The sequence below is a fragment of the Streptosporangium jomthongense genome (genome assembly GCF_042650425.1).
Lineage (GTDB): Bacteria > Actinomycetota > Actinomycetes > Streptosporangiales > Streptosporangiaceae > Streptosporangium.
The window spans coordinates 411,967-422,735 of sequence record NZ_JBHSBC010000001.1; the positions used below are offsets into that span (position 1 = coordinate 411,967).

Genomic DNA, 10,769 nt, shown 5'->3' on the forward strand with positions numbered 1-10,769 from the left:
TCGTCCGCAGAACGAACTTACACATACAGGACGCATGCTGACCACGGTCTTCTCTTCAATGGGGCATAGCACCTCATACGATGTGATTCGTGCGCACTCTCGTTCTGTGGGACATCGATCACACACTGCTCGCCGTCGGACCGTTGACCAGAACGATCTACGAGAACGCGTTCACCACCGTGACGGGCCGGGTCCTGGCCGCGCACGGACTGCCCTCCTTCGCCGGGAGGACCGACCGGGCCATCATCACCGAGACACTGCTGACACACGGCATCGAGACGTCGGAGCCGCTGCTCCAGCGCCTGTGCCACGAGTTCGCCACCGGCTTCGACGCACGCATCCACGAGATCCGCGAACACGGCCGTGTCCTGCCCGGCGCCAGGGAGGCGCTCAAGGCCCTGGCCTGCCGTACCGACGTGGTGCAGTCGGTGCTCACCGGGAACATGCGGCCCATCGCGGTCAGCAAGCTCGCGGCGTTCTCCCTGGACGAGTACGTGGACTTCGAGGTCGGCGCCTACGGCCTCGACCACGGCGACCGCCCGCCCCTGGTACGGCTCGCGCAACTACGGGCGGCCGAGAAGTACGGCGAGCGGTTCGACGAGCACAGCACCGTCCTGGTCGGCGACACCCCGCACGACGTCCTGGCCGGGCACCACGGCGGCGCCAGGGTCGTTGCGGTCGCCACGGGGGCGAGCGACGAGGCCGCGCTGCGCGAGGTGGGAGCCGAACTGGTCCTCACCGACCTGTCCGACACCCCGGCCGTGATCGCCTCCATCCTCGGCACCGCCTCAGCGTGACCCGAGCAGGGCGGCCCGCGCCACGTCGTGACCGGGGAACGCCCGGCCGGGGACCCGGATCAGTACACGGTCGAGACGCTCGGCCCTGCCGATGAGGATCTCCAGGCAATCCATGCCGACATCCTTCCTGAACCACCCGAAAGCAACAGCCCGAAACCACACCGGGTGCCGGCATCCGGGAAGGAAGGCACTTCCCCGTCAAAGAGGTCTTTTCTATTTGTCCCTACGCCTCCTCCGGAGCGTGACAGGCTGTCGCCATGACATTTCTAGAGGTGACCATGACCTCGTCAGCGCGCCATGGACTGTTCTCGGGGATGTTCTCCAGGGGCGGCGCGGCGCCCGAGGTGTCGGACGCGGCGTGGCTGGCCGCGATGCTGGACGTCGAGGCGGCGCTGGCCGCCGCGCAGGCGAAGGCGGGGCTGGTGCCGTGGGAGGCGGCCTCCGCCGTACGGGAGGCCTGCGAGCCCGAGCGGTTCGACCTGGCCGAGCTCGGCCGCGCGGCCGTACCGACGGGGAATCCGGTGATCCCCATGGTCGCGGCCCTGCGCGAACGGGTCGAGCCGGAGGTCCGGCGGTTCGTGCACTACGGCGCGACCAGCCAGGACATCAACGACACGGCCTCGATGCTGGTCGCCTCGCGTGCCCTGGCACCGCTCACCGCCGACCTGTCGGCGTGCGCGAGCGCGTGCGCCCGGCTGGCCGTCGAGCACCGGGACACCGTGATGGCCGGACGCACGATCCTGCAGCACGCCGTGCCGATCACCTTCGGGCTGAAGGCGGCGGGCTGGCTGAACGCGCTGAACCAGGGCCTGGCCGCGCTGACCGACCTGCGCCTGCCCGTCCAGTACGGCGGAGCCGCCGGAACCCTGGCCGTGCTGCGTGGACGCGGTCACGAGGTGCTGCCGTACCTCGCGGCGGAGCTCGGGCTGGCCGAGCCGGTCCTGCCCTGGCACACCGACCGCACCCCGATCGCCCGGCTGGCCTGCGCCCTCGGCACCGTGGCCGGGACGCTGGGAAAGATCGCCACCGATGTGAAACTACTGTCCCAGCCGGAGGTCGCCGAGGCGGCCGAGCCGTCGTCGCCGGGCCGGGGCGGTTCGAGCGCGATGCCGCACAAGCGCAACCCGGTCGCCGCGATGTCGGTTCTGGCCTGCGCGCAACGCGTCCCCGGGCTGGTCGCCACCGCGCTCGGCGGCATGCTCCACGAGCACGAGCGGGCGGCCGGGCCGTGGCAGGCCGAGTGGGAGACGCTGAGCGACCTGCTCAGGCTGACCGGGAGCGCCGCGGCCTGGCTGCGTGAGGCGCTTGAGGGGATGACCGTGGACACCGGGCGGATGCGGGCCAACCTGGGCGCGACGCGGGGGCTGATGATGGCCGAGCACGTCGTCGTCAGGCTCGGTGGCACCCCGAGGGCCAGGACGCTGGTCGACGCCGCGTGCGCCAGGGCCTCCGACGGAGGCGGCACGCTGCGCGAGACGCTGCTGGCCGATCCGGAGATCGCCCTGACCCCCGGCGAGGTGGACGCCGCCCTCGACCCGACCGGCTATCTCGGATCGGCCGAGGCGTTCGTCGACCGGGCGCTACGCGCCCACACGGACAGGCCATAACAGCCATAATCTAGACACAGGGGGCGGGGGTGTCCGTTGCGGGACGACATTGTCGAAAAAATGGGTCTGGGCGATGATCGGGCCGTGACCGACCGCCCCCATCGCCGTCCCGCCACGGGCGGTTCCCGAGGCCGTCCCACCATGAAGGACGTCGCCGCGTCCGCCGGGGTGGCGCTCAAGACCGTCTCCCGTGTCGTCAACGGCGAACGCGGGGTCAACGCGGTGACCGCCGAACGGGTGCGCTCGGCCATCGAACGGCTCGGCTACCGTCGTGACGAGAGCGCCAGAGGGCTGCGCGGCGGCCGTACGTCGAGTGTCGGCCTGGTGATCGAGGACGTGGCCGACCCGTTCTACTCCGGTGTCAGCCGGGCGGTCGAGGACGTCGCCCTCGGGTACGGCTCGCTGCTGCTCAGCGGTTCCTCGGGGGAGGACCCCCGGCGGGAGCGCGAGCTCGTCCTCACCTTCTGCTCCCGGCGGGTCGACGGACTGATCATCGTGCCCGCCGGGGCCGACCACGAGTACCTCAGGCCGGAGTTGGAGGCGGGCACGCCCGCCGTCTTCGCCGACCGGCCGGGAGGCCTGGAGGCCGACACCGTCATCTGCGACAACGCGGGCGGCGCGTGCTCCGGCGTGACCCACCTGATCAGGTACGGTCACCGCCGCGTCGCCTTCATCGGCGACAGCGCGTCCATCTTCACCGCCGCGGAGCGCCTGCGCGGTTACCGGCGGGCCCTGGCCGAGGCCGGTCTGCCCGCCGACGACTCCCTCATCGCGACGGGTCCCCCCGAGCGAGCGGGGGCGGCACTGGCCAGGATGCTCTCGGAGCGGACCCCGCCGACGGCGCTGTTCACCGGCAACGGCCGGGTGACGCTGGCCGTGCTGCGCACCGGGCACCGGTTGCCCATGGTGGGCTTCGACGACTTCGAACTGGCCGACCTGCTGGTGCCGGGGGTGAGCGTGGTCGCCCAGGACCCGGCCGGGCTCGGCAGGACCGCGGCCGAACTGCTCTTCCGCCGCATCCAGGGCGACCCCGGTCCCGCCGAGCACGTCGAGCTGCCGACCAGGCTCATCCCCCGGGGGTCGGGAGAACTGCCTCCCCCCTGACCCCGCGGGGGTGTTCTGGGCCGGATGTCGGCCTGAGAACACGACACAGAGCCGTCACACGACGTGACTCACCGAAACGCTCCGTCATCCGTGCTAATAAGTGCAGGTCGATCTTTCAGAGCACCGGGAGACGTGATGGGGCCCATCCGCGCAGGTCGTGCCGTCGCCCTGGCGGCCGCCTTGATCACCGTCCCCCTTCTCGGCCCGTCCACGGCCGTCGCGACGGGTGGTGCGGCGAGAACGGGTGAAACAGGAACGAAGGCGGGGTTCCGGTTCAGGGCGAGCCTGGTGGCCCGGCACAGCGACAAGTGCCTGGACGTCGAGAGGGTCAGCACCAGGAACGGCGCCGACCTCCACCAGTGGACCTGCCTCGACGACCAGCCCAACCAGGAGTGGAACCTGGTCGCCACCAGCGACGGCTACTACACCCTGAGGGCGACCCACAGCGGCAAGTGCCTGGACGTCGAGGGCGTCAGCACCAGGAACGGCGCCAACGTCCACCAGTGGACCTGCCTCGACGACCAGCCCAACCAGGAGTGGAAGCTCCTGCAGCGCGACAGCGGCTACTTCATCCTGGTGGCCCGGCACAGCGGCAAATGCCTGGACGTCGAGAACGCGGGCACCGACGACGGTTCCGGCATCGACCAGTGGACCTGTGTCTACGGCCGGCCCAACCAGGAGTGGCGCCTCGCCTGAGCGGGTCACGACGCCCCGGCCACGGACCCGGGCCGCAGGTGCCTCCAGAGGACGAGGGCGGAGACGATCACGGCGACACCCGCCCCGGCGACCGCCAGGCTCGGCGCGACGACCTCGGAGACTCCCCCCACCAGGGCGGCGCCGACCGCCTGACCGGTCATCAGGCCCGCCCCCGCCAGCCCGAACGACTGCCCCCTGACCCGTTCGGGAACCGCCTCGACGAACCTGCGCTGCAGGCCGAGCTGACAGGCGCCGCTCGCCGCGGTGGCCAGCAGGAGCGCCAGCCCGGAGACGGCGAGTCCCGGCGTGAGCGCGAAGGCGAGCAGCGGCAGCCCCGACAGCACCGCCAGCGGCGCCGCCAGCCGCTCCCGGGTGTACGGCGCGGCGAACCGCCCCATCAGGAGGTTGCCGACCGCCAGCCCGACACACGCCGCGGCCAGCGCGACCCCGGCCGTCTCCCCCAGGTAGGGGACGAGCATCGCCTCCGCCCCGGACAGGAACGAGGTGGGCAGCCACTGGGCCAACAGCAGCCCACGCACCCCGGGGTCGGCGAGCAGGTCCCGGTTGACCCGCAGCGTCTCCGCGACCGCGCCGCCCCGCTGTACACCGCGGGCGGGCAGGTCGGACAGCCCGGCGCGCAGCACCAGGGCGGAGAGCACGGACAGTACGGCGGTCGCGGTGAGCGCCCCCGCCGGCCCCGCGACGGCCAGGACACCGCCGCCCAGCCCCAGCCCGGCGATCTGCGCCCCCGCGGACGTCATGGACAGCACGGACCTGGCCAGCACGAACGTGTCCCCCGGCAGCAGTTCGGGAAGCAGGGCACTGCGGGCCGCCCCGAAGACGGGTGAGAACAGGCCCGTCACCAGGACGAGCACCAGCATCATCCAGACCGGCATCCCGGTGAGGGCAAGCAGCAGGCATGTCACCACCCGGACCAGCTCCCCGACGATCATCAGGGCGCGCGGCCGTATCCGGTCGGCGAGGGAGAGCAGGAACGTCCCGCCGACCGCGTACGGCAGGAAGGCCAGCATGTAGGCCATCGCCGACAGACCCGGCGAGCCGGTCCTGGCGTAGACCAGCGCCGCCAAGGCGAGCATCTTGACCTGGTCTCCGACGACAAGGAACGTGAAACTGCCGAACAGCACCCGGAACTGCCCGTTGGCGAAGACCTCGGAATAGGTCGCGCCGTCTTTCCCCGTGAAGAGCATGGGCACGATGCTGGGAGACACCGGGGCGGCAGGCTAACCTTTCGACCATTCCCGAAAGGTGCCGAATGGGATATCTCATCAAGGTCAGTCCGCAGGACATCGTGACCAGCAGGTTCGCGATCTCCCCGCTCATGGTGACCAAGCAGGCCCTCTGGCTGCTGTCGGGCAAATGGGAGGCCGGGGTGTGGCTCTCCTGGATACGCCAGGCGCGCGAGCCGTACGGCCGGCTGCTGGCGGAGCGGCCGGGACTCGGCCCGATGGTCTCGCTGTTCCGCGAGCGGCACTACAACGCCGACTTCCCCGCGCCGCCGCCCGACGGGGTGAACACCTCCTTCGAGACGGAGCTCTCCGCCGTACGGGCGACGCCCGCCGCCCAGGCGCACCAGGAGATCGCCAGGAACCTGGAGGGCATGCCCCGGCCCCCGGAGGCCGTCCTTGACGTGTTGTTCTCGCCGGATGTCGTCGAACTGTTCGCCGACGCCCTCGAAGCGGTCTGGGCCCGGATCGTCTCCCCCATCTGGCCGCGCGTCCACGCGATCCTGGAACGGGACGTGGTCCAGCGGGCGGGCCGGCTGGCCACCTACGGCTGGGCGGCCGCACTGGACGACCTCAACCCCCGGGTGCGCTGGCGCCCCGAGGGGGTCATCGAGGTCGCTCCGGGCGGGCAGGAGGTGGCCCTTGAGGGGCGGGGGCTTCTTTTCGTGCCGTCCCCCTTCGTTTCCGGGGTCAGCTCCTACCTCGAACAGGCCTGGCCGTACGCGATCGGATATCCGGCGCGGGGCACGGGGATCACGCATGAGACGCCGGACGGCCTGGCCACGCTGATCGGCAGGACCAGGGCCCGGGTCCTGCTTGAGCTGGCGGTTCCCGCTACGACCAGCCAGCTCGTCCACCTGCTCGGCCTGAGCCTCGGCACCGTCGGCGGCCACCTGGCCGCCCTGCGTGGGGCGGGCCTGGTGACGGGCAACCGCACGGGGCGCGGAGTGCTGTATCACCGCACCGCCCTGGGCGACTCGCTGGTGAGCCCCTCGACTCCCCTGCCGTGACCCGACCGCCGACCCTCCCCGGCCCCGTCCACCGGGGGAGGACCTCGGCCTGTCCGCGGCCCCGTCGTGCCCCCTGTCCGCCCCCGCTGTAGGAGGTCAGGTGGGCAGGGCCCGCCACAGCCGTCCAACCGTCGTCACATGGTCTTGCCGCCCCTTCGGGGTCGAGGCTCCGAAGGGCCCATGGAGAAGATGACAACGTTGTCAGAGGCTGTACACCAATCAACGCATCCGTCAGCGCGAGACGTCAAGGCATAGTCGGATAACAACACGTGCCCGTCCCTCCGCAGCCGCCGCCCGGGAGCGGCGGCGGCCGGCACGGCCCGGTCACACACGCTGGACCGTCCCGTCGAGCAACGTCAGCACGGTGACACCGAAGTCATGGATCGTCGCCGACAACTCCTGCGCGGCCAGGCCCGGAGCGACCACGACCAGGGAGCCGCGCATCAGCGCCAGCCCGATCAGGGTCGCCAGAGCCAGGGTCGAGACCAGCGGCCAGGTCACCAGCAGGACGTCGGACTTCTCCAGCGCGACGAGCTTGTCCAGCTCGCACATCCGCCAGATCAGATCTTCATGGGTGAGCACGCTTCCGTCCTCGACCCGCAACGCGGGCTGCACGGACGGATCGAGGGACGGCAACGGAGCCGGGGCGAGCAGCAGCAGGTCGGCGAAATCGACGGTGTCACGCGCCTGACCGAACGCGATCACCTGCCGCACCCGGGAGTCGTCGGCCGCCTGTAACGAGCTCTCCGCCAACCCCGGGGTGGTGATCAGGAAGCGGGCGTCAAGGCGGATCAGCAGGTCGCCCATCCGTCCGTTACCGGACGCGATGGGCGCCGCGACGAGACCCGCCGCGATGACGGTGTGCACCGCCAGGACATGGGCGGCCACGTTGTCCACGTGGATCCCGGCCACCTGCCGTCCCCTTGCGCCCCTCCTGACCAGCCCCGAGGCTCCTCGCGTCACCTCCTCGGCCAGGCGGCGGTGGCTGTAGACCACCCCCGCACCGAGATCGATCAACGCGGGCCGGTCACCTCGCTCGTGCGCGCAGCCGAACACCGCCTCGGTAACGGTGCCCCTTATGGACGAGGAGGTCGGTCTCATGCCGACGACCGTACGGGCGGCGGCTCCGGCCCTGCATCGACAGATATATGTAAATGAGTGTGTATCCGGGCCGGCCACGTCCGATGCCCCTTTCCCCGACCAGGCGTTTCCGTGATTCACCGAAAGACGGGTGGCCTGCGGAAACATCGCCGATCCGGGATGGGTTCCGTGATTCGCGGCGCCTTCTGCGGCGCTGACGGGGAATTCGAACCGGCTGTCGGCCGGTGGGAAATCGCAGAGGAAGACATCGGGCCTCTCACAGGCGCGGGAGTCTTCACGCGCGGGCCTCTCACACCGACGGGCCCTTCGACGTGGGGCCCTTCACGCGTGCGGGTCCGAGCCCTGCGCGGCTCGGACCCGCTGCCGCATGTCCCGTGGCCTTCGGTCCCCACCCCTCCGAGGAGACCTCGACCGTCGAGAGGGACACGCGACGTTCGCGATGTGCCCGACCGAGACGCCTGGGATGGTGTGGGCCTGCCGTACCTGACCGCTGTGGCGGGTGTGGCGCGGAAGGCGGGGCGTCATCGGTCGAACACGAGGAAAACGTACGGCTACCTGCTGCTTCTCCGCATGCGCCGGAGTGCGTATCCCGAGGTGTATCTACGTGGCCGTCGATGTGTAGTTCCTGTGTGTAGGCGGAACGTCACCCTCAGACGCGATTGTGCTCCACGACCCATGTGGCGACCTGGGTGCGGGAGGAGAAGCCGAGTTTGGCCAGGATGTTGGCCACATGCCTGGCCGCGGTCGCGGGGCTTATCACCAGTTCGTCGGCGATGGCCTTGTTGCTCAGCCCCCTGGCGATCAGCTCGGCGATCTCCCACTCACGCCCGGTGAGCGTGGTCAGCGGGGCGGCCACCGGCATCCTTCCCGTCGGCAGCGGCGTCTCGGCCCGGTCCTCACCCTCCAGGGCGTAGCGGACCGCCTGCTCCTGGGTCATCTCCTTGCCGAGCGCCCACAGCTGGGCGACCAGCGTGTCACCGAGACGCGCACGGGCCGGCTGGAGCAGCTCCTCCATCCGCGCGCCGAACCCGGACGGCATGGCACTGCCGCTCATCGCGTTCCTGATCGCGGCGGAGGCCCCCGCCAGGCGCACCGCCCGGTGGTCGTCCTCCTCGGCGAGGGCGAGCTGGGCGAGCGTCTCGATCCGCCGGGCGACGCCGAGCCGCTGACCGGTCCTGCGACACAGGCGCAGGCTCTCGGTCAGCCTGGCGCGGGCGGTCGTGAGGTCTCCCTGGGCCAGGGCTATCCGCCCCAGGCCGGACAGACAGGTGATGGTCTGCCAGTGGGCGGTGATGTCCTTGAGCTGGTCGAGGGCCTGTTCGTAGTGGGTGCGGGCCTCCAGCAGGTCGCCCCGCGTCCAGGCGACCTGGGCCAGGCCGATGAGCGCCACCGGGGTGGCCCAGTGGTTGTCGAGACCGCGGGCGATGGCCAGCGCGGCCTCGAAGGAGCGCTGCGACTCCTTGGCCCGCCCCTCCGACAGCGCGAACGTCCCCTCCATCGAGCGGATCACCATCTCGTGCCAGGGGTCGTCGACCTTGCGCACCGCCTCCAGGGCCTCATCCAGCAGGCGCCGGGCCTTGTCGGGGCGCCGCTGGTAGATGGCGACCCAGGCCAGGATGGCCAGCGCCCCGCTGAGCGGCCCGTGCAACGCCGTCGCCCGGCACAGGTCGGCCGCCTCGGAACAGGCCTCGTACGCCTTGGCGGGGTCGCCCTGCCCGAAGGCCACCTGACCACGCAGGACCAGGGCGTCGCCGCGCACCTTGGGAGGGAGCGCCGCGGACTTGTCGGCGGACAGCAGGCGCTCAAGCCACTCGTCGGCGGGGGTGAACCGGCCGCCCGCGATGGTGGGCCAGCGCAGCAGCACCAGCAGCCGCAGCGCGTTCTCCGGCTCCTCCACCTCGGCCGACCAGCGGACCGCGGCCCACAGGTTGCTCTGCAGCTCGTCCAGCAGCACCAGCACCGGGCAGATCTCGGTCCAGGTCGGGCGGGGAGACCTGACGATCAGCTGGTGCACGCGGCCGGCGATCACGGCCATGTGGTCACGGTGCCGCCGCCTCAGCTCGTGCTCCTCGCCCGCGATCTCCAGCTGTTCGGCGGCGTACTGGCGGATCGTCTCCAGCATCCGGTAGCGCGTCTCGCCCGCGACCTCGGCGTCCGCCAGCACCAGGGACTTGTCCACCAGTCCGCACAGGACGCTCAGGACGTCCTCGGCCCACAGACCGTCACCGTCGCAGACCTTCTCGGCCATCTCCAGCGTCCATCCGCCGGTGAACACGGCCAGGCGCCGCAGCAGGATCCGTTCCGGCTCCTTGAGCTGCTGGTAGCTCCAGTCGACGGTGGCCCTGAGCGTCTGGTGCCTGGCGGGAGCCGTACGGTCTCCCTCGGAGAGCAGCCGGAACCTGTCCCTGAGCCTGGCGTGGATCTGCTCGACCGTCAGCACCCGGCACAGCGCGGCGGCCAGCTCGATGGCGAGCGGCATCCCGTCGAGCGCCCCGCACAGGCTGGCGATCTCGTCGGCGTTGCCCGCGTCGAGGGTGAATCCGCGCACGGCGGCTCTGGCCCTCCTGACGAAGAGCTGCACGGCCTCGCTGTCCATGGCGTACTCGTGGCCGTCCGCCTCTGGCAGCGTGAGCGGCGGCACCCGCCACACGGTCTCCCCCGCGACCCGGAGCGGCTCCCGGCTGGTGGTGAGCACCCGCACCTCGGGACAGATCGTGAGCAACGTCCTGCAGAAACGAGCGCACTCGTCGATGAGCGACTCACAGTTGTCGATCACCAGCAGCATCTGCCGGTCGGCGAGCGCGTCGAACAACGTCTCGGAGAGCGAGCGGGACGGTTCGGCCTTGATGCCGAGCACGGAGGCGACCCGGGGAGCGATCAACTCGTCGCCGGCCGCCTCGGCCAGCTCGACCAGCCACACCCCGCCGGGGAACCCCGCGGCCAACCGGCCCGCGACGTTGATCGCCAGCCTGCTCTTGCCGATGCCTCCCGCCCCGCACAGGGTCACCAGGCGGGCGACGCCCAGCAGCTCGACGAGTTCCTCGGCGTCGACCTGACGCCCGACGAAGTCGTTGGGCTCCAGGGGGAGGTTCCCGCCGGTCGGAGAAATGTGCGCGGTGTCCTGTGTCATCGGCCCTTAACGAGATCGCGGGGCAGCAGTCACAGAAAGTGTGACACTAATTACCGTGTCGTGCCCAGGCTTAGCACCAT

9 protein-coding genes are annotated in these 10,769 nt (G+C 71.0%); 5 read left to right on the top strand and 4 right to left on the bottom strand.

All coding sequences use genetic code 11. From position 1 onward, the window contains the following. The first annotated feature begins 89 nt into the window (after positions 1–89). Complete coding sequence (locus ACFOYY_RS01985; RefSeq protein WP_362774039.1) at positions 90–797, top strand: HAD family hydrolase; 708 nt, start codon at positions 90–92, stop codon at positions 795–797. Here the strand turns inward: ACFOYY_RS01985 and ACFOYY_RS01990 are convergent. Continuing rightward, complete coding sequence (locus tag ACFOYY_RS01990) at positions 789–911, bottom strand: hypothetical protein (RefSeq protein ID WP_386187214.1); 123 nt, start codon at positions 909–911, stop codon at positions 789–791. The two genes, ACFOYY_RS01985 and ACFOYY_RS01990, sit on opposite strands and share 9 nt — an antisense overlap. Positions 912–1,054: 143 nt before the next feature. On the opposite strand from ACFOYY_RS01990, the gene pcaB reads away from it, so the two are divergent. From pcaB to ACFOYY_RS02005, 3 genes are all read left to right on the top strand, one after another. Continuing rightward, positions 1,055–2,404 carry a 3-carboxy-cis,cis-muconate cycloisomerase gene (gene pcaB, locus ACFOYY_RS01995; RefSeq protein WP_386187217.1) on the top strand — a complete coding sequence of 450 codons (1,350 nt, stop codon included), beginning with the start codon at positions 1,055–1,057 and terminating at the stop codon, positions 2,402–2,404. An 84-nt stretch (positions 2,405–2,488) separates the two neighbouring features. Beyond that, positions 2,489–3,508: a LacI family DNA-binding transcriptional regulator gene (locus tag ACFOYY_RS02000; protein WP_386187220.1), complete on the top strand. Its 1,020-nt coding sequence runs from the start codon at positions 2,489–2,491 to the stop codon at positions 3,506–3,508. A gap of 135 nt (positions 3,509–3,643) precedes the next feature. After that, entirely contained in the window at positions 3,644–4,204 is a 561-nt protein-coding gene (locus tag ACFOYY_RS02005; RefSeq protein ID WP_352010326.1) for an RICIN domain-containing protein, read from the top strand. Between the two features lie 5 nt (positions 4,205–4,209). Here ACFOYY_RS02005 and ACFOYY_RS02010 read toward each other — a convergent pair whose 3' ends face one another. Beyond that, the gene (locus ACFOYY_RS02010; RefSeq protein ID WP_362774048.1) at positions 4,210–5,412 is read right to left on the bottom strand and encodes an MFS transporter; all 1,203 of its coding nucleotides are present in this window, start codon (positions 5,410–5,412) and stop codon (positions 4,210–4,212) included. 65 nt (positions 5,413–5,477) lie between these two features. Here ACFOYY_RS02010 and ACFOYY_RS02015 point away from each other — a divergent pair, with 65 nt between their 5' ends. Beyond that, positions 5,478–6,458, top strand: a complete 981-nt coding sequence (locus ACFOYY_RS02015) for an ArsR/SmtB family transcription factor (RefSeq protein WP_386187224.1) — start codon at positions 5,478–5,480, stop codon at positions 6,456–6,458. Positions 6,459–6,782: 324 nt separating this feature from the next. On the opposite strand, the gene ACFOYY_RS02020 is transcribed toward ACFOYY_RS02015, so the two are convergent. Together ACFOYY_RS02020 and ACFOYY_RS02025 are read right to left on the bottom strand one after the other, a co-directional pair. Beyond that, on the bottom strand, positions 6,783–7,559 hold the full coding sequence (locus ACFOYY_RS02020) for an AMP-binding protein (protein WP_352010323.1): 777 nt from the start codon (positions 7,557–7,559) through the stop codon (positions 6,783–6,785). Positions 7,560–8,208: 649 nt separating this feature from the next. Beyond that, the gene (locus ACFOYY_RS02025) at positions 8,209–10,689 is read right to left on the bottom strand and encodes an ATP-binding protein (protein WP_352010322.1); all 2,481 of its coding nucleotides are present in this window, start codon (positions 10,687–10,689) and stop codon (positions 8,209–8,211) included. Positions 10,690–10,769: the final 80 nt, after the last annotated feature.

Coding starts and splice junctions, on each gene's coding strand:
- pcaB (WP_386187217.1), top strand. CDS start 1,055: ATGACATTTCTAGAGGTGACCATGACCTCGTCAGCGCGCCATGGACTG.
- ACFOYY_RS01990 (WP_386187214.1), bottom strand. CDS start 911: ATGGATTGCCTGGAGATCCTCATCGGCAGGGCCGAGCGTCTCGACCGT.
- ACFOYY_RS02005 (WP_352010326.1), top strand. CDS start 3,644: ATGGGGCCCATCCGCGCAGGTCGTGCCGTCGCCCTGGCGGCCGCCTTG.
- ACFOYY_RS02015 (WP_386187224.1), top strand. CDS start 5,478: ATGGGATATCTCATCAAGGTCAGTCCGCAGGACATCGTGACCAGCAGG.
- ACFOYY_RS02010 (WP_362774048.1), bottom strand. CDS start 5,412: ATGCTCTTCACGGGGAAAGACGGCGCGACCTATTCCGAGGTCTTCGCC.
- ACFOYY_RS02020 (WP_352010323.1), bottom strand. CDS start 7,559: ATGAGACCGACCTCCTCGTCCATAAGGGGCACCGTTACCGAGGCGGTG.
- ACFOYY_RS02025 (WP_352010322.1), bottom strand. CDS start 10,689: ATGACACAGGACACCGCGCACATTTCTCCGACCGGCGGGAACCTCCCC.